Genomic DNA, 23,719 nt, shown 5'->3' with positions numbered 1-23,719 from the left:
TTTAACCCAATGAATCATACGCACAGGCGCGCCACGGCACGTTCCAGGCGGTTCAGCCCTTCTTCCACATCCGCACCGGGAATAATCAGTGATGGCGCAAAACGCAGCACGTTGGGTCCGGCAATCAGCGCAATTAACCCTTCTTCTGCCGCCAGCGTGTTCAGTTGTTTGGCCTGATCTTTATAACGTTCACTCATCACCGCCCCGAGCAGCAGCCCCTGACCACGGACTTCGCTGAACACCTGATAGCGGTCGTTGATACGCTTAAGCCCGGCGATAAACCATTCGTGGCGTTTACTGACACCCGACAGCACATCCGGCGTATTGATCAGTTCAAACACTTTGCCCGCCACCGCCGTCGCCAGCGGGTTACCGCCGTAAGTGGTACCGTGTGTGCCCGGCTGGAATAACGCCGCCAGGCGATCCGTGGTCAGCATTGCGCCGATCGGGAAACCGCCGCCGAGCGCCTTGGCGCTGGTCAGAATATCCGGCACCACGCCGTAATGCTGATAGGCATACAGCTCACCGGTGCGGCCAACGCCGGTCTGCACTTCATCGAAAATCAGCACGGCCTGATGTTTGTCGCAGAGTTCGCGCAGACCTTGCAGGAATTCACTGTCCGCAGGCACCACGCCGCCCTCGCCCTGAATTGGCTCGACAATCACTGCGCAGGTGCGGGAGGAAATCTGTCCGGCCACCGCCGCCAGATCGTTAAACGGCAGATGGGTGATGGCCGGAGGCAGCGGCGCAAAATCTTCAGAATATTTCGGCTGACCGCCTGCGGTGACGGTAAATAAGGTGCGTCCGTGGAAGGCATTTTTGAAGGCGATGATTTCATTCTTTTCGCCGCCCGCTTTATTGCCAGCCAGACGCGCCAGTTTCAGCGCCGCTTCGTTGGCTTCTGCGCCGGAGTTACAGAAAAAGACTTTGTCCGCAAAGGTGGCATCAATCAGCTGTTTCGCCAGACGCAGCACCGGTTCGTTGGTGTAGCCGTTACCCAGATGCCAGACTTTATCCGCCTGCTCATGCAGGGTTTTACGAATTTCCGGATGCGCGTGGCCGAGCGCATTGACAGCGATGCCGCCCGCAAAATCGACATAATCTTTGCCAGCCTGATCCCACAGCCAGGATCCGTCGCCACGCACGGGAATGAACGCCGCCGGGGCATACACCGGCACCATCCAGTCATCGAAGTTCTGGCGGCTGACGTTTTGCGGTTGCTGTTGGTGTTCCATATAAACCTCTTCAATGTAAGGCCAGTGACTGGCTGAATTCAGGGTGCAGGAGCCTGCCCCCCATACCGGCAGGAAACTTGGTTATTGGTTTGTTATTTAAAAGTTAATAAATAATCTCACTCAGTCACATCATAGAGTGCAGTCTTCATGCCAGCAAAGGAAAAAAGTGAATAAAAAAAGTCACATCCAGAAAAAACAACCACTTAAAACCGGCTGTTATTCACTTTAATTGCATAAAAAATGAATAAAAGAAAAAATCCCCTTTCACAGCAACGAGGGGTAAAGAATGAGTATGCAGGGAGTTATTTTCATTTCGGCGGGATTTATTGTGCAGGACTGTGATCCGGCGCGTATCCGCCATGCACCCTTAAGAACGACTGCACCTTTGCGGTGCTGCGCACGCACTTTTATCGCGCATCGGATCTGCGTGACTGCCCTCACACTCTGCGCAAATAAAACGCAGCAGGTCGCTTTGCTTTCTGAAAAAGGGCGCCTTCACGCCCGCAATGTTCATTTATTGTTAATAATATGATCCATTAAAGTTAATTTGTTATCGGTAACGCGCCGCAACTGTCTTCCCGGCCACTGACTTTAGATTTTAATTAACTTAGATTTAACATTAAAGAATGCATAAATTAACAATAAAGGACTTTGATCACATTCCATTCACGTCTGCGCGAAAACCGCTTTCCCCTTCAGTTAATCTCTGAATGTGGATTACATCACCACTGCCCGTTCCCCTACACCAGAACAGAACATCATAAGAAAGGTACAGACATGAAATTTAACCTCGCATTAGTTAACGCATGTGTGGTTTCAGCATGCATGTTATTCACGACACCGACATTCGCCGCCAAGCCTTACGACATCGCCGTCGTCGCCAAAGTCACCGGCATTCCCTGGTTCACCCGCATGGAAGTCGGCGTAAAAGAAGCCGCGCAAAAACTGGATGTGAATGCCTATCAGGTCGGTGCGTCAACGCCGGACCCGGCGCAGCAGGTCAAAGTGATTGAAGATCTCATCGCCAAAAAAGTCGATGCCATTATCGTGGTGCCGAACGATGCCAAAGTGCTGGAGCCGGTGCTGAAAAAAGCCCGCGATCAGGGCATCGTGGTATTAACCCATGAATCGCCGGATCAGCAGATTGGTCAGTGGGATATCGAAACCATCGACAGCCAGAAATATGCGCAAGCGAATATGGATGAGCTGGCAAAAGATATGGGCGGCAAAGGCGGTTACGCTATTTATGTCGGTTCCCTGACCGTGCCGTTGCATAACGCCTGGGCAGATGCCGCGATTAAATATCAGAAAGAAAAATACCCGGATATGCATGAAGTCACTTCACGCCTGCCGGTGGCAGAAAACATCGATAAGTCTTACTCCACCACGCTGGATCTGATGAAAACCTATCCAGACCTGAAAGGGATTATCGGTTTCGGCTCCCTCGGCCCGATCGGTGCCGGTCAGGCCGTTCAGCAGAAACGGGCGAAAAACAAAATCGCCGTTGTGGGTATCGCCATGCCTGCTCAGGCTGCGCCATACCTGATGCGCGGTGATGTGAAGAAAGTGCTGCTGTGGGATCCGAAAGATGCCGGTTACGCTTTAGTCACCGTCGCCGACCAGCTGTTGCAGGGTAAAGAAGTCACCAAAGACCTGAGTATCGAAGGTTTAGGCAAAGCTGATGTGGACATGGATAAACACGTGATTCGTTTTAATAAGATTCTGGAAGTCACACCAGAGAATGCGAAATCACTCGGCTTCTGATTTCGTTTTTTAATTCTTTTATTTACCGGAGATAAATTTATCTCCAGCGCCACACCAGGCAAATAGAAACAGATACGGCGATGTTTGCTGTGCCGTATCTGAATTTCTAATCAGACATTGAAAACTTATACCCTAAATAATTCGGGTTGTGGGAAGGCGGCAAATGAGTGAATCCCGATCAGCTTACATAAGTAAGTGATTCGGGTGAGCGAGTGCAGCCAACGCATCCACAGCGCGAAGTATGAAGGGTATGTTGTAAGGATAATGTGATGAACACTCTCACTCCGTCGTCCAGTTCGCGCACGTCCCCCGCCCCTGCTGAGGCTTTTATCAGCCTCGAGAAAATCAGTAAAAAATTCCCCGGCGTATTAGCGCTGGATAATGTCAGCCTGACGCTGAATAAAGGCGAAGTGCATTGTCTTGCGGGTCAGAACGGCTGCGGAAAGAGCACTATTATTAAAGTCATTTCCGGGGTTTATCAGCCGGAAAAAGGCGCGGCCATTACGCTGGACGGAAAACTCTTTCACACCCTGACGCCGCAACTTTCTTCTTATTACGGCATTCAGGTGATTTATCAGGACTTGTCTTTATTCCCCAATTTATCGGTGGCCGAAAATATTGCCATTCACCGTTATTTACCGGGGGGTGATTTTTGGGTACATCGCGAGGCAATGCGCAAAAAAGCTGTGGCGGCGATGCAACGGGTCGGAGTTTCTCTGGATCCGGATCGTAAAGTCGAAAAGCTGTCGATCGCCGACCGCCAGTTAGTGGCAATATGCCGTGCCATCGCCGCTGACGCCAGTCTGGTGATCATGGATGAACCGACGGCGTCCCTGACCCGCACCGAGGTCAACGGCCTGCTGCGGGTGGTGAATGAGCTGAAAGCCGCCGGTATCTGCGTGGTGTTTGTCAGTCACCGTCTGGATGAAGTGATGGAAGTCGCCGACCGGATCAGTGTGATGCGCGACGGCAAACTGGTCGGCACCTATCCGGCCAGTGAACTCGACAGCAATGAGCTGGCGTTCCTGATGACCGGACAGCGTTTTACCTACAGTCATCTGCCGCACCGCGCGCCCGCCGACGTGACGCCGCTGCTGGAAGTCAGCCATCTGAGCCGCAAAGGCCAGTATCAGGATATTTCGCTGTCGTTGCGTCAGGGCGAAATCACCTCGGTTATCGGCCTGCTCGGTTCGGGGCGCACCGAACTCTGTCTGAGCCTGTTCGGCATGAGCCAGCCGGACAGCGGCGAAATCCGCGTCAACGGCAAGGCGGTGAAATTTCACAGCAACCGCGACGCTATCCGCCACGGTATCGCTTATGTGTCGGAAGACCGGCTGACGCAGGGGCTGATCATGGAGCAATCCATTTACGACAACACGCTGGTGTCGATTTTCGACAAGCTGCATACCGGCACCGGGCTGATGGATCACCGCAAGGCCGCGTCAGTGGTAAAAGACCTGATCCGCGATTTGAACATCAAAGTCTCGGACAGTGGTTTACCGGTGAAGACGCTTTCCGGCGGGAATGCGCAGCGTATCGCCATCGCCAAATGGGTGGCGACGCAGCCGCATATCCTGATCCTCGATTCGCCGACCGTCGGCGTGGATATCGCCAACAAAGAAGGAATTTATCGCATCGCCCGCGATCTGGCGGAGTCCGGCATGGCGGTGCTGATGATTTGCGATGAAATTCCTGAAGCATATTACAACAGTCACCGCGTGCTGGTGATGCGCAAAGGCCAGCTGGTGGCGGAATTCGCGCCGCACCAGAGCAGCGAAGCGCAGATTGCGGAGGCGATCAATGGCTAACACTTCTCTCTCGAAACTGTTCTCCCGGCATGAATTCTGGCTGGGATTGCTGGTACTGCTGCTGGTCATCGGCCTGAGTCTCAGTACCCGTGAATTTATGACGCTCGGCAACCTGACTGACGTCGCCACCAGTTATGCCATTCTCGGCATTCTGGCCTGCGGACTGTTTGTGGTGCTGATTGCCGGTGGCATCGACATTTCCTTCCCGGCCGTCACTTCCATCGGCCAGTACGTGATGGCGAGCTACATCATTCATCATGGCGGCAGCTTTCCGCTGGCGTTTGCCCTGTCGATGGGCACCGGCTTGCTGCTCGGGCTGGTCAACGGGTTTCTGGTGTACTGGCTGCGCGTTCCGGCGATCATTATCACCATCGCCACGCTGAACCTGTTCTACGGGTTGCTGGTGTATCTGACCAACGGCACCTGGCTGTACGGTTTCCCCGACTGGTTTATGAACGGCATTAACTGGTTCTCCTTTACGGCCGCCGACGGGTACGACTATGGCCTGACACTGCCGCTGCTCAGCCTGCTGGGGGTGATTATCGCCACCGGCGTACTGATGAACCGCACCCGCGTGGGGCGTCAGATTTATGCCATGGGCAGCAACCGTGACGCCGCATTGCGCCTCGGCCTGAACATCTTGCGGCTGCATTTTTACGTCTACGGATTTATGGGATTACTGGCGGGCATTGCCGCCGTGGTACAGGCGCAAATTACCCAGTCAGTCGCCCCGAACTCTTTGCTGGGTTATGAACTGACAGTACTGGCGGCGGTGGTATTAGGCGGCACCAGCATGACCGGCGGGCGCGGCTCGCTGACCGGCACCCTTCTCGGTGTGATGTTGCTGGCCTTCCTGCAAAACGGCCTGACCCTGCTGAGTATTTCGTCTTACTGGCATCAGGTTTTCAGCGGCGTGATCATTCTGGTCAGCATCAGCAGCACCGCGTGGAATGAAAAACGCAAACTGGCAAAGGGGATGTGACATGACGACCTTAACCCGATTCTTCCCCGGCGACCGCATCATCCGTTTGCAGTTGCTGATCATCGTCGCCGTGGCCGTGTTGTTCTCGTTCACGCTGGGCGGCAGTTTTTACAGCGTCGGCAATTTCCAGTCGATCTCCTCGCAGTTGCCGGTGCTGGGCATGCTGGCGCTGGGGATGGGCATCACCATGCTCACCGGCGGCATCAACCTTTCCGTGATTGCCGGTGCGAATGCCTGTTCGCTGGCGATGGCCGCCATTCTGGTGGCGCATCCGGGTCAGCCGCAATATTTCGTGCTGGCGATGCTCGCCGGTCTGGCGGTGGCGGTGGCGATTGGCGTGCTCAATGGCGCGCTGATTGCGTATATCGGTGTCTCGCCGATTCTGGCAACGCTCGGCACCATGACGCTGATTGCCGGACTGAATATTCTGCTGACCAACGGCGCGGTGATCTCCGGCTTTCCGGCGGCAATCCAGTATCTCAGCAACGGCAGCCTGCTGGGCATCCCCGTCGCCCTGTTGTTGTTCCTGCTGGTGGCACTGCTGTTGTGGGTGTTACTCGAACACACCACCCTCGGCCGCAGTCTGTATCTGATGGGGTCCAACGAACAGGCCACACGGTTCAGCGGCGTCAACACTCACAAAGTGACCATTGCGGTGTACGTGCTTTCCGCCCTGCTCGGCTGGGGCGCGGCACTGCTGATGATGTCCAAATTTAACTCGGCAAAAGCAGGCTATGGCGATTCGTATTTGCTGGTGACCATTCTGGCCTCCGTACTCGGCGGGATTAACCCCGACGGCGGATTTGGCCGGGTCATCGGGCTGGTACTGGCGCTGATCGTGCTGCAAATGCTGGAAAGCGGCCTGAACCTGATGGGCGTCAGCAGCTACCTGACAATGGCCCTGTGGGGCGGCGTCCTGATCCTGTTTATCGCTCTGCAAAACAGAAAATCTTAAGCGAAAGCTTTTTACCGAAGGGAAAGAACATGGCGAGTTATTTTGTTGGAGTTGACGTAGGAACCGGCAGCGCCCGTGCGGGCGTATTCGACATGACCGGCCGCATGGTCGGTCAGGCCAGCCGTGAGATCACGCTGTACCGCCCGAAAGCCGATTTCGTTGAGCAATCTTCCGATGAGATCTGGCAGTCGGTCTGTAACGCGGTAAAAGACGCGGTCAATCAGGCTGACATCAACCCGATTCAGGTCAAAGGCATCGGCTTTGATGCCACCTGTTCGCTGGTGGTGCTGGATAAAGAAGGCAAACCGCTGACTGTCAGCCCGTCCGGACGCAGCGAGCAGAACATCATTGTGTGGATGGATCACCGCGCCATCACGCAGGCTGAGCGCATCAACGCCACCGGTCACCGCGTGCTGGAGTTTGTCGGCGGGATTATTTCGCCGGAAATGCAGACGCCAAAATTGCTGTGGCTGAAACAGCATATGCCGACCACCTGGAACAACGTCGGGCATCTGTTTGACCTGCCGGACTTCCTGACCTGGCGCGCCACGCAGGACACCACCCGGTCACTCTGTTCCACCGTCTGCAAATGGACCTACATCGGTCACGAAGACCGCTGGGACCCGAGCTATTTCCGCCAGATCGGGCTGGAAGATTTGCTGGAAAACAACGCGGCGAAAATCGGCAGCGAAGTGAAAACCATGGGCGAACCGCTCGGCCACGGCCTGACTCAGCGCGCCGCGGCGGAAATGGGGCTGATGGCGGGCACGGCGGTCAGCGTGTCGATTATTGACGCCCACGCAGGCAGCCTCGGCATTCTCGGGGCCAGCGGCGCTTCCGGTGAATCCGCCGATTTCGACAACCGCATCGCGCTGATTGGCGGCACCTCCACGGCGCACATGGCGATGTCGCGCAGCGCGCGTTATATCGGCGGCATCTGGGGGCCGTATTATTCGGCGATCCTGCCGGATTACTGGCTGAACGAAGGCGGGCAATCCACGACAGGCGCACTGATTGACCACGTGATCCAGTCGCACCCGTGTTATCAGGATTTGCTGAAACAGGGCAAAGACAGCGGCAAAACGATTTATGAAGTGCTGAACGGCATCCTGCGCAAAATGGCCGGCGAACCGGAGAATATCGCCTTCCTGACCAAAGACATTCATATGCTGCCCTACTTCCACGGCAACCGTTCACCGCGCGCCAATCCGACGCTGACCGGTACGCTGACCGGGCTGAAACTGTCACGCACGCCGGAAGACATGGCGCTGCATTATCTGGCGACCATTCAGGCGCTGGCGCTCGGCACCCGTCACATTATCGAGACCATGAACCAGAGCGGTTACCGCATCGATACCATGATGGCCAGCGGCGGCGGCACCAAGAACCCGGTGTTTGTGCAGGAGCATTCCAACGCGACCGGCTGCGCGATGTTATTGCCGGAAGAAAGCGAAGCGATGTTACTCGGCAGCGCCATGATGGGCACCGTCGCGGCGGGCGCGTATGACTCATTGCCGGAAGCCATGGCGGCGATGAGCCGTATCGGCAAAACCGTCACGCCGCAGACCAACAAAATCAAAGAGTATTACGATCGCAAATACCGCGTATTCCATGAGATGTACAACGACAGCATGAAATACCGCCGCCTGATGCAGGGGGAAACCGAATGAATGCAGAGGAAGAATTTGCCCTCGCGTGTCAGGGCTGGCAAACCTACAGTCAGGAATTGCTGGCATTGCAGCACCATCTTGATGCCGATATCTGGCAGCAACTGCTGACGCTGGTGACCGGCTGTAAGGGCAAAATTGCGGTCACCGGCGTGGGCACGTCGGGGATTGCGGCGCGGAAAATCGCGCATATGCTGGCGTGCGTTGAACAGCCTGCGGTGTATCTCAGCGCCACCGATGCCGCGCACGGCGATTTGGGTTTTATGCGCAGCAACGATCTGATGATTTTGATTTCCCGCGGCGGCAACTCCGAAGAGCTGACGCGCCTGTTACCGACGCTGAAAGCCAAAGGGGTGGCGATCATCAGTGTCACGGAGAATCTGGATTCGGCGATTGCCCGCGCCGCCACGCTGGTGCTGAAAACGCATATCCGGCGGGAAATCGACCCGCTGAATATGCTGGCCACCACCTCCATCGTGCTGGTGCTGGCGGTGTTCGATGCACTGTGCGGCAACATTATGCTGCGCAACGGCTTCGATCAGCAGCGCCTGCTGAAAGTGCATCCGGGCGGCAACGTCGGCAAAACGTTGCGCGAGCAGGATGTCTGAAACGTGACTTTTACCCGTTAATCTCTTCCGCCACCAGCGCCGCCAGTACCGAGATGGCGCGCGCGGTGTGCGGTCCCCATTCGAACGACGTATTGATGCGGATGCAGTGACTGAAACGCTCATCGGCGGAGAACATGGTGCCCGGCGCGACGCTGACGCCTTTGGCCAGCGCGCGCTGATAAACCCGCGCCGCATCCACGTTATCGCCCAGATCCAGCCACAGAAAATAGCCCCCCGCCGGTTGCGTCACCGACACCTGCACCGGAAACTCCGCCAGGATCGCGTGACGCATCGCCAGCTGCCGTTGTTCCAGCATGCGCCGTAAACGCCGCAGGTGCGTATCGTAACCGCCCTTGTGCAAATAATCGGCCAGCGCCAGTTGCACCGGCACGCTGGCTGACAAGGTGCTCATCAGTTGCAGGCGCTGAATACGTTCGGCATACGCTCCCGCCGCCACCCAGCCCACACGAAAACCCGGTGCGAGAGATTTTGAAAAAGAGGAGCAATGCAGAATTTCGCTGCGGTAAGACGACGCTTTCAGCGGTACTGTCCGCTCGCTGCCAAAATGCAGTTCGTTGTAAACGTCGTCCTCGATCAGCGCCACCTGATGCTTGTGCAACAACTCAACCAGCCTTGCCTTGTTCTCCGGCGGCAAACTGCATCCCAGCGGATTTTGAAAACTCGACATCAGCCAGCAGGCTTTGACCGGATAGGTTTCCAGCGCCTGTTGCAGTGCATCCGGATCCATGCCGTATCGCACGTCGGTGGGAATGGCGACGGCTTTCAATTTGCGCCGCTCAATGGCCTGCAATACGCCATAAAATGCCGGTGACTCAATGGCAACCCAGTCGCCCGGTTCGGTTACCGCCTGCAAACTCAGACCAAGGGATTCCATCGCACCCGAGGTAATGACGATTTCATCCGGGGCCACTTCAATGCCGTTCTGCGCATAGCGCCGGGCAATGCTGCGGCGCAGTTCTTCGTTGCCGGGCGGCAGATTGGCAATCGCACTGTGCGGCGACATGCGGCGGACGGCGCTGGCAAGAGAACGCGCCAGACGGGGCTGAGGGAAAAGTGTCGGATCAGGAAAGGCTGAACCGAGCGGCACGACAAAAGGATCCTGCCCGGCTTTCAGAATATCGAAAATGGCGTCATTCACGTCCACCTGTTCCGCCGCATGCAGCCGTTCATCTGCCGCAGCCCGCACCGGACGCTGCGCTCCCGCCGCCACGTAATAGCCGGACTGCGGACGGGCGACAATGACGCCCTGACTTTCCAGCAACTGATACGCCTGCAATACCGTCATCAGACTCAGGCCGGATTGTTTGCAGGTATCGCGTAATGAAGGAAGACGGTCGCCCGGCAGCCAGACCTGGGTCTCAATTTGTCTGCGCAATGTGCGCGCCAGCGTTTCGTAACGGGATTCAGCCATAAGTCATCAGCACTGTTATAGATGTTGTTAATCAAATGATAACTATTATGCCTGATTGTGGCGCTTTTACCTGAAGTAAACCGCGGCACAACATTCATCACTCTTTACCAGAGAGGTCTGGTGGTGAAACATTCACCGTGTTAATGTGGTTACTCACCGCATTACTGAGATTTATCCGAACCATCCTTCACACCTGTTCGCGCAACCTTACGCTTTCTAAACATTTTCTCCATGATCGCCGGAAAAATGACATTTCGCCTTTCACTCTTTTACATCTTCCCCGCATTACTATTCATTGGAATGAGTAGACTTGTTTACGTCGAAACAAAACGGGCGAATTGCCTGAATCTCCAATGAGGAATTTAATTATGCGTAAACTTACCGCAATGATTGTGGCTTCAACTCTGGCTCTTAGCTCTGCTTCTTTCGCGTTCGCTGCTGAAACCACCGCCACACCGGCAACTGACGCAACGACCGCGCCGCACGGCAAAATGCTGCACCATAAAGGCCCGCACCACATGAGTCCGTTCGCTGGCCTGAACCTGACTGAGCAGCAAAAAACTCAGATGAAAGAGATCATGAAAGACAGCGGCGCGCGTCCTGACCGCGCAGCAATGAAAGCGCAGATGGATCAGATGCACAGCCTGGTGGCGTCCGACAGCTTCGATGAAGCCAAAGTGAAATCGCAAATTGATACCATCACCAAAGCCCAGTCTGACCGTCTGCTCGACCGCGCCCGTGCTGAAAACAAAATGTACAACCTGCTGACACCTGAGCAGAAAAAACAGTTCAATGAGAACTACCAGAAACGCGCTGCCAAAATGGAACAGATGCGTGACCACAAACCAGGCCAGGAAAAACCAGCAACCGCTGAATAATCACTGACCTCTGAGAACACACCGGCCCCTCGTGGCCGGTTTTTTTTTGTTTTTTTGCTACCCCGCCACAACTTTTCTGCCAGCCGGTCTGCGTTCCCTGCGCAAAGCGTCAACCCCATCACAGATTCATCTTTAACTTCATACTTTTTTGTTCAAAAACATTATTTTTAAACAGTAATTTAACATAGGTGCAACGTTATGACGGCTGCGCCGACCCTTACCTCTCTACCTCACACTCTCTACATAAAAAGTGGCCCGCCTTGCGCAGGACCACTCACAAGGAGTTGTACATCATGAAAAGCGTCAAGTCCGGGATTACCTGGCTGGTGGTGGCGTTAATCGGGGCTTTTGCCTTTGGAATGCTGGCCCTGAGCCGTGGCGAACACGTTAATGCCCTCTGGCTGGTGGTCGCCGCCATTGCCTGTTACAGCATTGCCTACCGTTTCTACAGTCTGTTTATCGCTGAAAAAGTCTTTGAACTCGATGACAAACGCCTGACGCCTGCCGAACGTCATAACGACGGGCTGGATTACGTGCCGACCAACAAATGGGTGTTATTCGGTCACCACTTTGCGGCGATCGCAGGCGCAGGCCCGCTGGTCGGCCCGATCCTGGCGGCTCAGATGGGCTTTCTGCCGGGCACCATCTGGATTTTAATCGGCGTGATGCTGGCGGGCGCGGTACAGGATTTCCTGATCCTGTTCATTTCCACCCGTCGCGATGGCCGCTCTCTGGGTGAAATGGCGAAACAGGAACTGGGTCATTTCGCTGGCGTCGTGACCATGCTCGGCGCGCTCGGTGTGATGATCATCATTCTTTCCGCGCTGGCCTTAGTGGTGGTCAAGGCGCTGGCTGACAGCCCGTGGGGTCTGTTCACCATTGCCGCCACCATTCCGATTGCCCTGTTTATGGGCATCTATATGCGTTTCCTGCGTCCGGGGAAAATCGCAGAAGTGTCGGTGATTGGCTTTGTGCTGATGATGCTGGCCATCGTGTATGGCGGCAATGTCGCCGCCGATCCTTACTGGGGGCCATTCTTTACCCTGCACGGCACCACGCTGACCTGGGTGCTGGTGATCTACGGCTTTATCGCCTCCGTTTTACCGGTCTGGCTGCTGCTGGCGCCGCGCGATTACCTGTCGACATTCCTGAAAATTGGCGTGATCGCCGGTCTGGCGGTCGGTATCGTCTTCGCGATGCCGGAAATGAAAATGCCCGCCGTCTCCCGCTTTATTGATGGCAGCGGCCCGGTGTTCTCCGGCAGCCTGTTCCCGTTCCTGTTTATCACCATCGCCTGCGGCTCGATTTCGGGTTTCCATGCGCTGGTGTCCAGCGGCACCACGCCAAAACTGGTTGAGCGCGAAAGTCACATCCGCTTTATCGGTTACGGCGCGATGTTGATGGAATCCTTCGTGGCGATCATGGCGCTGATTTGTGCCTCCGTTATCGACCCGGGTGTGTATTTTGCCATGAACTCACCGGCAGCCCTGATCGGCACCACGGTGGAAAGTGCCTCGCAGGTGATCAACGGCTGGGGCTTTGTCATCACGCCGGAAATCCTGACCCAGATCGCCAAAGATGTCGGCGAACAGTCGGTACTTTCCCGTGCCGGTGGCGCACCGACCTTCGCCGTCGGGATGGCGCACATTATTACCGAGGTGTTCAACAGTCGCGCGATGATGGCTTTCTGGTATCACTTCGCCATCCTGTTTGAAGCCTTATTTATTCTGACCGCCGTGGATGCCGGCACCCGCGCCTGCCGCTTTATGGTGCAAGATCTGGTGGGTGTCGCCGTCCCTTCTCTGGCCAATAACCGTTCCTGGATAGGCACCTTCGCCGGTACGACCGTCGCCGTCGCAGGCTGGGGCTTCTTCGTATATCAGGGCGTGGTGGACCCGTTAGGCGGCATCAATACCCTGTGGCCACTGTTTGGTATCGGTAACCAGATGCTGGCGTCGATGGCGCTGATCCTGGGGACCGTCGTGCTGTTCAAAATGAAAAAACAGCGTTATGCGTGGGTGACTATTTTGCCGACCGTCTGGCTGTTTATCACCTCCATGACAGCGGGCTGGCAGAAGATTTTCCATGAAAAACCGTCAATTGGCTTCCTCGCGCAGGCGAAGAAATTCAATGCCGGGATCGACAGTGGCGAACTCATCAAACCGGCCAAAACGCTGGCAGACATGCATACCATCGTGCTGAACAATCAGATCAACGCCATCCTGTGCGGCTTCTTCATGCTGGTGGCGGTCACTATGCTGATTTCAGCGTTCTTCGTTATCCGCCGCGCGCTGCAATCCGACACCCCGACAGTGCATGAAACCGCCATCGTACAACGTCGCGAGGCCCGCCATGTCTGAGTCACGCGCGTTATTCAAAATATCGCGGCCTGCTGCGCTGCACATTATCCGCTGCCAGCCTTTATTCACCGTGCAGCCAAAACCGCACAATGTCACCGACTGGCTGAAACTGGCGATCAAACGCACCGCGCAAAGTTTCCGCCTGATGGTCGGCGTGCAGGATTATCAGAATTATGTCCGGCATATGCAGGTCCGGCACCCGGAAATGCAACCCATGACCGAGCGCGAATTCCACCGGCGATGTCTGGAAGCGAGGTTCCCGAGCGAAGGCGGGAAAATGGGGAAATGTCCGTGCTGAGTGAGTATCCTTCGGCACAATAAAAGAACATGGACCTTCCCCTTTCAACAGGGGAAGGCTGCCCGCCGGAATCTCCTTCGCCCTGTATTCCATTGTTCCGTGAGCTCATTTATATTTTTACATCCCCTGTGATAACCGCCTCAAAACCTCACATTGAAATGTGTTGCCTTGTGATTTTCGCCGGAACGCCTCTGCTGCTAATTTGACCGCATTCGTTTTATATCGGTTTAATTTTAACTTCTGAGGAAAAGGTCATGATTGGTGCAGCACAAGCCCGGGATATCGTATTAATGGAGCACGGTATCATACTTGCTATTGTCGGGATGTCGGCGTGGGGCGGATTTGTCCGCTATATCATGCTGAGAACACGTAAGCCGTTTATTGAAGAGTTGAAAGCCTGTCTTCTGCAAATTGTCGTTTCTTGTTTCACCGGGATGCTGGTGAGTATTTTTGTTCTTTCGCGGGATGCAAGCGATGACCGGTTAATGATCGTCGCCGGTTTAGGAGGCGTGTTTGCCGGTCCGCTGCTCACGCTGGTGGGCAAGAAAATCGCGGGTTATATCGATAACTACAATCCGGTGCCCAAATAAGCACATTCACTTCTTCCACTTCTTCCCCGGCAACCTGCATACGCCGGGGATTTTTTTGCCCTGTTCTGGTCTGCTGACCGTTTACGTCCCGCTTAACTTGCCACCAGCATCGGTTCCAGCACCGGCGCGGTTTGTTCGAAGACCAGCGACAGCAGGATCTTCTTCACGGCCATCGCTTCCTGCGATAACGCCAGCGTTTCTGACACGCAAAGTGAAAGGGGCACCTGTATCGACGGGCTGCTGATGCAGGACATCCAGGCTTTCGCCGGGCCGGTCATGGCACGGGCGGCAGACTCCGGCAGGATAGTCGACCCCAGCCCGCTGGCGACAACAGCCGTCAGCGTGGCGGAGGATTCAATTTCACCAATAATATTGGCGCTTAAACGGCGCACCGCCATGGCATCATCCACCAGACGGCGCATGACATTGTGCGAACGCGGCATAAACAGGTTAAGTCTCGCCACATCACTGAGTTCGACATATTTCCCCGGATTCGGCACGGAATGCGCTCCGACCAGATACAAATCTTCTTTCATCAGCGGCTGACTGCTCAGCCCGGTCGCGGTATGGGTGGCGTAAAACACGGCCATATCCATGCGCCCGTTGAGCACTAAATCGCCCAGCGCGGTGCCGAAATTCTCGTTGAGATACAACAGAATACCCGGATGCTGCTTGCGGACTTCCTGTAATAACGGCAGCGCCAGCTGAGAAGCCGCCGTTCCCGGCGCGAGACCGACTGAAACCTGCCCGCTCAGCGACTGACCGGCGTTGTTGACCGCGCTGTGGATCTGGTCGCACTGGCGTAAAATCGCCTGCGCATGGGAATAAAGAATATTACCGGCTTCGGTGGGAGTGACGCCGCGCTTGGTGCGAATCAGCAATTGTTGCTGCAATTCCCCTTCCAGTGTCGCCAGTTGCTGACTCAATGCCGGTTGGGCGATGTGCAGAACATCAGCGGCCTGCGTCAGGCTGCCGATATCGACGATTTTCACAAAGTACTTCAGACGTCTGAGATTCATCTCGGTCTCCATCTTGCGCGAAAAGGGTTTACCCCGGGCTGTCGTTATTGGTGTGAATAATAAGCGTGACTGATAAAAGCAAGATTTACGCCAATCTCCGGCGCACAGCGGAAAAACGCCCGTCGCCGGGGCTAACATCGCAAGATATAAGAGAAAACGATTACGGGAGGGGAAGAAAAACCGGGAAGACCAGAAAAAATTAAGCCGAATGTAAGGCTCTGCATCACAAGAGTGCACCAACATAATGCATTCTTATGGAGCAGACTTATAAATTAGCAGGGTTAATATCTGTGATGTCACGCCACGCTGCCGTGACATCACGCTCAGATGAAGTGCTTATATTGACGGGATCATGCCGCCATCCACGCGGATCACTGAACCGGTCATATACGAAGCCTGCTGGCTGGCGAGAAACGCCGCCACCGCGCCATACTCTTCCGGTTTTCCGTAACGTCTGGCCGGAATGCTGGCGGCACTTTTCGCCGCAACGTCTTCCACCGACGTGCCTTCACGCCCGGCGCGGGCGGCATCAAGCTGCCCCAAACGCTGAGTAGAAATGCGTCCCGGCACCATGACGTTAACCGTAATGCCGTCGCCCGCGACTTCAGAAGCCAGTGTTTTTGACCAGCCGACCAGCGCCATGCGCAGCGTATTCGACATCCCGAGACGGGCAATCGGGGCAATAACGCCGGACGACGTACTGGTAATGATCCGCCCCCAGCCCGCGTTGTGCATATCCGGCAGCACTTTATCGGTGAGCTGGATCAGCGAACTGACCATGGTTGAAAATTGCGTCTGCCAGGCTTCCGGCGCGACACCTGCGGCTTTGGTCGGCGGCGGCCCGCCGGAGTTGTTAACCAGGATCCCGACCGGACCCAGTGTGCGGCGGATCTGCATCAGCACGTCATCGAAGCTTTCCGGTGCCGTCAGATCCAGCACCCACGCCTGCGCGGTGCCGCCCTGCTTTTTAATCAGGCTGACCGTCTCCTGCAACGCACTCAGCGTACGCCCGCAGACCGCCACCTGAACGCCTTCGCCCGCCAGGGCAATGGCCATCGCACGGCCTAAGCCGCCGCCCGCACCACTGACCAGCGCCACGCGGCCCTGAATACCAAAATCCATCACTTTTTCCTCTGGTTTACGTATGACAAAAACAGCGGATCACCCAACCTTGCTGACTTTGTTGAGCACCATCTGATAAGCCGATTGCAGGTGACTGCGCATCATCTCCGCCGCCGCCTCCATCCGCCCTTCCAGCACGGCGTCGATGATCGCGACATGTTCCTCGCACCATTCGCGCACGCGTTGTTTATTGGTGTAACTGCCGAATTCCAGCAGGCGGCGCAGCCGGTTTTGCTGCTGGATCGCCTGTAAAACGAAAATATTGCCGCTGAATTCCGCCAGCAGCTCGTGGAAGGTGGCGTCCGTTTCGAAAATCTGACGGCCATCCACGGCCAGAATATCCGGGTGAGTAATCAGATAGATATGCTGCATCCGCAGACGCCGCAGTGCGCTTTTATCGGCGTGAAAACCTGCCGCCATCAGCGCGCCCGGCTCAATCATCAGACGGAAACCGTAGCCGTTACTCAGCGCCACGTCAGTATTGAGCGTCGGTAAAAACGACCAGCCATGCCCCTTGTTACGGGCGATCAGACCGTCTTCCGCCAGCCGCAACAATGTCCGCGCCAGCACCCCGCGATCGACGTCATAGCGTTGTGCGATTTCCGTCTGGGTCAGGGAATCCGGCAACTTTCCGGCAATGCGATCCTTCACCAGTTGCTCATACAAATCCTGATCGCTGCTGGCGGGAATATCGATGCTGATCCGCTGAAGTTCATCAAAGGCTTTCAGCAGAAAAAAACCCTGATTGCGCCGGGCTTCGATAATCCCCAATTCACACAGCAATTTCAGCGCAGTACGTACCGGCGTGCGCGAAACGCCGAGCATATCGGCCAGTTGTTGTTCCCTGAGATGATGACCTGGCTCAAATCTTGCTTCACGTATCAGGTCAAGGATTTGGTTTGCCAGACGCCTTCCGCTGGCTGTCGTAGTTTGGGTCATGGAGTTGCAGTACCTGAAAGTATTTGTTGTTTAGGTTTGTACAATATCACAAGCCTTGAGGATGGTGAAGTCTGGTTATAAAGCCCCCAAATCGTGCAATTAATGCACCAAAAAAGAGCCTTGACTCACAAATTTAATTGTATTTAATGAGACACAAAGAGCAATCCTGCTCATGGGAAACGGGAGTCTGTCATGTCAAAAAAAGCTTTTTTGCGTCGATATGCCGCCATCTCTCTGGCCGCTATTTGCCTGAGTGCCCCGCTGTTCAGCCAGGCCGCCGCGCCTGCACTGGTCAGCAAAGGTCAGCTGACGTACGGCACTGCTGCCACGTTCATGCCGTTTGAATTCACCAAAGACGGCAAGCTGACCGGTTTCGATATCGATCTGATCACCGCCCTGTCGAAAGCACTGGCGCTGAAACCGGAACCGATGTCGATGGAGTTCAAAGGGCTGATCCCTGCGTTACAGGGGAAACGCCTCGATATCATCAACTCGGCGATGTACATCAACCCGACCCGCTCTGAACAGGTGGATTTTGTGCCGTATCTGAAAATCGGCAGCCGGGTGATTGTGGCGAAAGGCAATCCGGAAAAAATCACCGGCCGCGATTTGTCGCTCTGCGGCAAAAACATTGCCGTGACGCTGGGCGGGATTGAAGAGAGTCAGGCGCGGGCGGATAACCAGAAATGTCTGGATGCCAAAAAACCGGCGCTGACCGTACTGACCTTCCCGGCCGCGACGGATTCCGCCGTGGCGGTGGCTCAAAAACGGGCTGACGCGGAATTCCTTTCCACACCGGGTGCCGTGGCCTTACTGAGCGAAAAAGGTGACACCTTCGAAGCCGTCGGTGACGAGTTTGAAGCTGACACCCATATCGGTTTTGCTGTGCGTAAAGGCGATGCCGAAATGAAATCGCTGCTGGAAAAAGGTCTTCAGGATCTGGTGAAAGACGGCACTTACCAGAAACTCATCACCAAATGGCAGTTCCCGGCTTCCGTATCCATTTTCTGACATCCTGAAGTGTAGAAAAGCGTTGCCCTGACGTTGAGGAAAGTTCATGTCGCTTGATCTTGTTTGGCAATACCTGTTCTCACCGGCGTTCTTTCAGGGCGCATTAATGACCTTGTTGTTAACGGTGTGCTCGTTGTTCTTCGGCATTATCGCAGGGCTGGTTCTGGCCCTGTTGCAGGAATCCCGCTTCCGGGCGGGTTCCGTACTGGCGTTCTTTTATCTCTGGTTGTTCCGCGGTACGCCGGTGCTGTTCCAGATTATTTTTGTTTACAACGTACTGCCGACTTTCGGCCTGCGTTTCTCGGCCTTTACCTGTGCGGTGATGGCGCTTTCATTAAATGAAGGTGCCTATATGGCAGAGATTTTACGTTCCGGTTTACAGGCCGTGCGCAGCGGTCAGCGAACCGCAGGCATGGCGCTCGGCATGACCCAAAGCCAGATCATGCGCAAGATTGTGTTACCACAGGCGGCGCGGATTGTGCTGCCGCCGATGGGGAATCAGATGATCAGCATGCTGAAATCCAGTGCGCTGGTGTCAGTGATTGCCGTGCAGGAACTGCTGCTGATCGCCAACCAGACCGCCAGCGCCAGCTTCCGCTATTTCGAAGCACTGTGCGCCGCCGGGATTTACTACCTGGTGCTGACCTCCATTTTCATGGTCGGACAGGCGTGGCTGGAACGCTCGCTGGATCCTAAAAAGCGCAAGAAACCCGCGCTGTCACTGACTGAACGCCTGCTGCGCAGCAGCACGCCAAACTGAGGAGAGGCCCGTGAGTAAATCCAAACCCGTTCTGGAAATCATCGGCGTCGATAAACATTTTGGCGCACAACACGTGCTTAAAAACTGTTCCCTGAATGTGGTTCAGGGCGAAACCGTGGTGCTGATCGGCCCGTCCGGCTCAGGAAAATCCACCCTGCTGCGCTGCATTAATTTGCTGGAACCGATCCAGGGCGGCTCGATTTTCTTCCGCAATCAGGACATCACCCACGCCAGCATGGAACCGCATAAATTGCGCCAGGATATCGGCATGGTATTCCAGAACTACGAACTGTTTTCTCATCTGACCGCCGCTGAAAACATCATGCTGGCACCGATGACCGTGCTGGGCGTCAGCCGGAGCGAAGCCGAAGCGCAGGCGCTGGAACTGCTCGGCAAAGTGCGTATTCCGGATAAAGCCGATGCGTTCCCCGATGAGCTTTCCGGCGGCCAGCAGCAGCGCGTCGCCATTGCCCGTGCGCTGGCGATGAAACCGAAACTGATGCTGTTTGATGAACCCACTTCGGCACTCGACCCGGAAATGATCCGCGAAGTGCTGGATGTGATGGCCGATCTCAGCGCCGAGGGCATGACCAGCATTGTGGTGACGCATGAAATGGGCTTCGCCAAACGCGCCGCCAACCAAATCGTCTTTATGGAAAACGGCGAGATTATCGAAAACGCGACCGGCGAAAAATTCTTCGGCGGCGACGTCAGCCTGCGGGCGCAACGTTTCTTAGATCAAATCTTACATTGATCATTTTCAGCACCACCAGACACCTATTGCGCCCTCACCAGGGGCCTGACTTTTGCCACAACACTGTTTTCAGGAGACACCGATGAGCCTTTCATCGCCCGATATCAGCAGAATGAAACGCGATCTGGCTGCACTGGTCGCGATTAACACCGAAAACCCGCCGGGACGCGAACGCGAAGCGGCAGAACTGATCAGCGCCATGCTCAGTGAAATCGGTTTCGACATGACGCTCAGCGAGTACGCGCCGGGACGCACCAACGTCATCGGCAGGCTGGAAAACGGCAGCGGCCCGTGCTTTGCCTTTAACACCCATATCGACGTCGTTCCCGCCGGTGAAGGCTGGCAGCAGGATCCCTTCACCCTGACCGAACGCGATGGCAGGTTATATGGCCGCGGTGCCTGCGATGCCAAAGGCCCGCTGATCGCCATGATCGAAGCCATGCGCTGGCTCGCCGCCAACCGGAATGACTGGAGCGGCACGCTGATGGCGATTTTCGTCGCCGATGAAGAAGTCGCCAGCGAAGGCGCGAAGTTTTACGTCCGCGAAGCCCCGGCACATATCGATTACGTGGTGATCGGCGAACCGACGTCTAACACCACGTATTCGGCACACAAAGGCAGTTTACGTCCGCTGGTTCGCGTTCACGGTGTTACCGCGCATTCCGGTACGCCGGAACTGGGCGAAAACGCCATTTTCCGCGCGGCAAAATTGCTCGGGCTGGTGGAAGAAACGCACCAGCACACCGTGCGCTGCCGCTGCCATCCGCTGGTCGGCAATGCCAGCCTGACAGTGACCCGCATTAACGGCGGCCATGCCGATAACGTGCTGCCGGGTGCCTGCGAATTGCTGCTCGACCGCCGCATGGTGCCGGGCGAAGACGAAGACGCCGTCAAACAGGAAATTCAGGATTTACTGCAACTGGCGCACGACAAGTTCGGTGTGCGCAGCGAAATCGTCACTTATAAGCCGACCACCGGCGGCGCGACGGAAACCGATTCCGATGACCCGATTGTGGTGGCGGGCGTGGAAGCCTGCGCCGCACAAGGCAATCCGGAACCCGGCCCGTTCGGCTTTCAGGGAGGATGCGACTTAGTGCATTTCCGCAGTCTCGGTACCAAAGGCATCATCATCGGCCCCGGTTCTCTGGCCGTTGCGCATAAACCCGATGAATTTATCCCCATCGATGAATTCGTAGCGGGCAGCAAAATTTACTGCGATGTCGCATTAAAAATGCTGAAACGCTGAGGGGAAGCCGGTGAAAGCTACGTTATATCGCGCCGATTTGCGTTATCCGCATCTGCAACTTTACACCGCCTCTTCCGGCAGTGTGCCGGGGCTGGACACCTTGTATCTGTTGCTTGAAGACAAAAACGTCAACGGACTGGGCGAAGTGCGTATCAACATCGCTTATCTCAATGGCTACCCCGCCGAACGGGTATTGAGTGACGTGATCCGGGCGCTGCATCAGTTGGATCTCAGCCAGCCTGCCAGCACGCTGCTGCTCACTCTGCCGCACCTGCTGGCGGATTTTCTGGCACCGACGCGGATGCTGCTGGATATCGCGCTGCATGATCTCATCGCCCGTCAGGAAGGCATCAGCGTGGCGCAACTGGCCGGGGCGGAAAACAGCGAAACGGTCAGCTATCACACCAACCAGACGCTGTTCTGGACGCCGATGGATCAGATGCTGCAACAGGCCACCGCCTACGTGGAACGCGGGTTTACCCAGCTCAAACTGCGCGTCGGCGTGGCCTCATTTGCCGAAGACGAAGCGCGTCTCAGTGCCCTGCGCCGCCGGTTCGGGTATGAGATCAGTTTGTCTGCTGACGCTAACGGCCAGTGGCAGCCGGAGGACGCCCGCCGCCATTTACCGGCGCTGGCGAAATTCGACATGCGTTATCTCGAACAGCCGGTGTCCGATGCCAATGCGCACTATTTTCCGGCCCTTGCCGACGCCAGCCCGGTGCCGCTGATGCTCGATGAAAGCATGAGCAGCGAGGCGGATTTAGACCGTATTTTGCAGCTTAACGGCAAGATCATGGCCCATCTCAAACTGGTCAAAATGGGCGGCATTGCGCCGACGATTGACGCCGCCCGACGACTCAACGCTGCCGGTGTGCCTTTTATGATCGGTCAGATGAACGAAGGCGGTGCCGCTACCGCCGCTGCGCTGCACGTCGCCCGTGCCTGCCAGCCCGCCTATGCAGAACTTTACGGTGCCGACGGGCTGGGCAACGACCCGGTTCACGGCCTTACCTATCATCAGGGGTTACTCAGCAGCCAGCCGGGCGCGGGGCTCGGCATCCGCTTTACCCCTTCTCAGGCAGAATTTATTCAGGAGTTTGAACAATGACAGCAACAGCATTGCCCGATCTGGGCCGCGTCGTACCCGGCGCAGAATCCGCATTTCGTGAAGCCGAATACCAACAGCGCATGGTCAAGGCGCGCCAGTTACTGGTGAACGCCGGTCTGGACGTGATGGTGATCACCGGCCCGGAAAACATCTTTTATCTGACCGGCCAGCAAACCCCCGGCTATTACACCTTCCAGACGCTGGTGCTGCCGGTGGAAGGCGACCCGGTTTTTGTTATCCGTCAGCTGGAATATTTTAACTTCATCTCCAACACCTTTATCCGCGACGCCGCTATTTATACCGACGGCGATAATCCGGTGAATTTCCTGCTTGATGTACTCAAAGCGCGCGGCTGGATGAAAAGCCGGATTGGTATCGACAAGCGCGGCTGGTTCCTGCCGATTGCCGTGTATGAAGCGTTGCAGGCTGAAATCGGCACTATCCACGATGCGGCCGGGGTGATCGAACAACTGCGCGCCGTGAAATCGGACGCGGAACTGGAAAAAATGGCGCACGCCGCCCGTTACGTCGATGCGGGGATGCTGGCAGGCCGCGCGGCGATTGCCGCAGGTGCCACGGAAAACGACCTGGTCTCCGCCATGATGGGCGCGGCCATTGCCGCCGGTTCGGAATACATGGGCATGGAACCTCTGGTCTCCAGCGGCCCGCGCACCGGCGTACCGCATGGCACATGGCGTCGCCGTAAAATTCTGGACGGCGACCCGATTTTCCTCGAAATGGCCGCCACGCACGACCGTTATCACGCCGCCCTGATGCGTTCGGCGTGGCTCGGCAAACCGCCTGCCATTGCGCTGGAAATGGAGAAAGTCTGTCAGGAAGCCTTGCAGGCTGCGCTCGATGCCATCCGGCCGGGGGCAACCTGTGAAGCGCCACATCTGGCGTGTCAGGCCGTCATCGACCGCGCAGGCTACACCGATAACTTCAAAAAACGCACCGGCTATTCGATTGGCGTGTCGTTCGCACCGGACTGGGGCGAAGGCGCGATCCTCAGCCTTTACAGCGGCATTACCACCGAACTGCAACCGGGAATGACCTTCCATATCCCGCCTGCGCTGCGCATTTACGGTGAATTCACCGTCGGCGTCAGCGAAACCATCGTGGTCACCGAAAGCGGCTATCGCGCCCTCGGCACGGTGGATCGTCCGCTGACCTTACTTTGATT

The 23,719-nt window shown here is 56.0% G+C and carries 21 protein-coding genes; 16 read left to right on the top strand and 5 right to left on the bottom strand.

Annotated features, from left to right (window positions below):
- Nucleotides 1-14: 14 nt before the first annotated feature.
- On the bottom strand, nt 15-1,235 hold the full coding sequence (locus J9880_RS15985; RefSeq protein WP_119822291.1) for an aspartate aminotransferase family protein: 1,221 nt from the start codon (nt 1,233-1,235) through the stop codon (nt 15-17).
- A 777-nt stretch (nt 1,236-2,012) separates the two neighbouring features.
- Between J9880_RS15985 and J9880_RS15980 the strand changes: the two genes are divergently transcribed.
- The 6 genes from J9880_RS15980 to J9880_RS15955 all read left to right on the top strand — a co-directional run bounded on the left by J9880_RS15980 (nt 2,013) and on the right by J9880_RS15955 (nt 9,019).
- Entirely contained in the window at nt 2,013-2,999 is a 987-nt protein-coding gene (locus tag J9880_RS15980; protein ID WP_095922414.1) for an autoinducer 2 ABC transporter substrate-binding protein, read from the top strand.
- A gap of 269 nt (nt 3,000-3,268) precedes the next feature.
- Entirely contained in the window at nt 3,269-4,807 is a 1,539-nt protein-coding gene (locus J9880_RS15975) for a sugar ABC transporter ATP-binding protein (protein ID WP_119822290.1), read from the top strand.
- A complete protein-coding gene (locus J9880_RS15970) occupies nt 4,800-5,789 on the top strand; it encodes an ABC transporter permease (protein ID WP_232769589.1) in 990 nt (329 codons plus the stop codon). The genes J9880_RS15975 and J9880_RS15970 overlap by 8 nt, the downstream gene beginning before the upstream one ends.
- Nucleotide 5,790: 1 nt before the next feature.
- Nucleotides 5,791-6,744: an ABC transporter permease gene (locus J9880_RS15965; protein ID WP_095922417.1), complete on the top strand. Its 954-nt coding sequence runs from the start codon at nt 5,791-5,793 to the stop codon at nt 6,742-6,744.
- A 29-nt stretch (nt 6,745-6,773) separates the two neighbouring features.
- Nucleotides 6,774-8,414, top strand: a complete 1,641-nt coding sequence (locus tag J9880_RS15960) for an FGGY-family carbohydrate kinase (RefSeq protein WP_095922418.1) — start codon at nt 6,774-6,776, stop codon at nt 8,412-8,414.
- Complete coding sequence (locus J9880_RS15955) at nt 8,411-9,019, top strand: KpsF/GutQ family sugar-phosphate isomerase (protein ID WP_095922419.1); 609 nt, start codon at nt 8,411-8,413, stop codon at nt 9,017-9,019. The genes J9880_RS15960 and J9880_RS15955 overlap by 4 nt, the downstream gene beginning before the upstream one ends.
- A gap of 10 nt (nt 9,020-9,029) precedes the next feature.
- On the opposite strand, the gene J9880_RS15950 is transcribed toward J9880_RS15955, so the two are convergent.
- Entirely contained in the window at nt 9,030-10,451 is a 1,422-nt protein-coding gene (locus tag J9880_RS15950; protein WP_232769588.1) for an aminotransferase-like domain-containing protein, read from the bottom strand.
- A 368-nt stretch (nt 10,452-10,819) separates the two neighbouring features.
- Between J9880_RS15950 and spy the strand changes: the two genes are divergently transcribed.
- From spy to J9880_RS15930, 4 genes are all read left to right on the top strand, one after another.
- Nucleotides 10,820-11,329, top strand: coding sequence for an ATP-independent periplasmic protein-refolding chaperone Spy (gene spy, locus J9880_RS15945; RefSeq protein WP_232769587.1), 510 nt, complete (start codon nt 10,820-10,822; stop codon nt 11,327-11,329).
- Nucleotides 11,330-11,622: 293 nt separating this feature from the next.
- The gene (locus tag J9880_RS15940; RefSeq protein WP_232769586.1) at nt 11,623-13,689 is read left to right on the top strand and encodes a carbon starvation CstA family protein; all 2,067 of its coding nucleotides are present in this window, start codon (nt 11,623-11,625) and stop codon (nt 13,687-13,689) included.
- The gene (locus J9880_RS15935; RefSeq protein WP_119822285.1) at nt 13,682-13,987 is read left to right on the top strand and encodes a YbdD/YjiX family protein; all 306 of its coding nucleotides are present in this window, start codon (nt 13,682-13,684) and stop codon (nt 13,985-13,987) included. Before J9880_RS15940 ends, J9880_RS15935 begins: the two co-directional genes overlap by 8 nt.
- A 254-nt stretch (nt 13,988-14,241) precedes the next feature.
- The gene (locus J9880_RS15930) at nt 14,242-14,577 is read left to right on the top strand and encodes a phage holin family protein (RefSeq protein ID WP_119822284.1); all 336 of its coding nucleotides are present in this window, start codon (nt 14,242-14,244) and stop codon (nt 14,575-14,577) included.
- Between the two features lie 92 nt (nt 14,578-14,669).
- On the opposite strand, the gene nac is transcribed toward J9880_RS15930, so the two are convergent.
- From nac to J9880_RS15915, 3 genes are all read right to left on the bottom strand, one after another.
- The gene (gene nac / locus J9880_RS15925) at nt 14,670-15,596 is read right to left on the bottom strand and encodes a nitrogen assimilation transcriptional regulator NAC (RefSeq protein ID WP_095922427.1); all 927 of its coding nucleotides are present in this window, start codon (nt 15,594-15,596) and stop codon (nt 14,670-14,672) included.
- A gap of 336 nt (nt 15,597-15,932) precedes the next feature.
- Nucleotides 15,933-16,718 carry an SDR family oxidoreductase gene (locus J9880_RS15920; protein ID WP_232769585.1) on the bottom strand — a complete coding sequence of 262 codons (786 nt, stop codon included), beginning with the start codon at nt 16,716-16,718 and terminating at the stop codon, nt 15,933-15,935.
- Between the two features lie 39 nt (nt 16,719-16,757).
- On the bottom strand, nt 16,758-17,657 hold the full coding sequence (locus J9880_RS15915; protein ID WP_095922429.1) for a GntR family transcriptional regulator: 900 nt from the start codon (nt 17,655-17,657) through the stop codon (nt 16,758-16,760).
- Nucleotides 17,658-17,849: 192 nt separating this feature from the next.
- Between J9880_RS15915 and J9880_RS15910 the strand changes: the two genes are divergently transcribed.
- The 6 genes from J9880_RS15910 to J9880_RS15885 all read left to right on the top strand — a co-directional run bounded on the left by J9880_RS15910 (nt 17,850) and on the right by J9880_RS15885 (nt 23,717).
- Nucleotides 17,850-18,668: an ABC transporter substrate-binding protein gene (locus J9880_RS15910; RefSeq protein ID WP_119822283.1), complete on the top strand. Its 819-nt coding sequence runs from the start codon at nt 17,850-17,852 to the stop codon at nt 18,666-18,668.
- A 46-nt stretch (nt 18,669-18,714) separates the two neighbouring features.
- Entirely contained in the window at nt 18,715-19,428 is a 714-nt protein-coding gene (locus J9880_RS15905) for an amino acid ABC transporter permease (RefSeq protein WP_095922431.1), read from the top strand.
- A gap of 10 nt (nt 19,429-19,438) precedes the next feature.
- Nucleotides 19,439-20,182: an amino acid ABC transporter ATP-binding protein gene (locus J9880_RS15900; RefSeq protein ID WP_095922432.1), complete on the top strand. Its 744-nt coding sequence runs from the start codon at nt 19,439-19,441 to the stop codon at nt 20,180-20,182.
- Nucleotides 20,183-20,264: 82 nt separating this feature from the next.
- Nucleotides 20,265-21,428 carry a M20 family metallopeptidase gene (locus J9880_RS15895; protein WP_095922433.1) on the top strand — a complete coding sequence of 388 codons (1,164 nt, stop codon included), beginning with the start codon at nt 20,265-20,267 and terminating at the stop codon, nt 21,426-21,428.
- Nucleotides 21,429-21,438: 10 nt separating this feature from the next.
- Nucleotides 21,439-22,536: a mandelate racemase/muconate lactonizing enzyme family protein gene (locus J9880_RS15890; protein WP_232769584.1), complete on the top strand. Its 1,098-nt coding sequence runs from the start codon at nt 21,439-21,441 to the stop codon at nt 22,534-22,536.
- Complete coding sequence (locus J9880_RS15885) at nt 22,533-23,717, top strand: M24 family metallopeptidase (RefSeq protein WP_095922435.1); 1,185 nt, start codon at nt 22,533-22,535, stop codon at nt 23,715-23,717. Before J9880_RS15890 ends, J9880_RS15885 begins: the two co-directional genes overlap by 4 nt.
- Nucleotides 23,718-23,719 lie beyond the last annotated feature (2 nt).

The sequence above is a fragment of the Rahnella victoriana genome, from assembly GCF_021276285.1.
GTDB classification, from domain to species: Bacteria; Pseudomonadota; Gammaproteobacteria; order Enterobacterales; family Enterobacteriaceae; genus Rahnella; species Rahnella victoriana.
The sequence above is the reverse complement of the archived record's forward strand: the minus strand, read 5'-3'. Positions and strand labels throughout refer to the sequence as shown.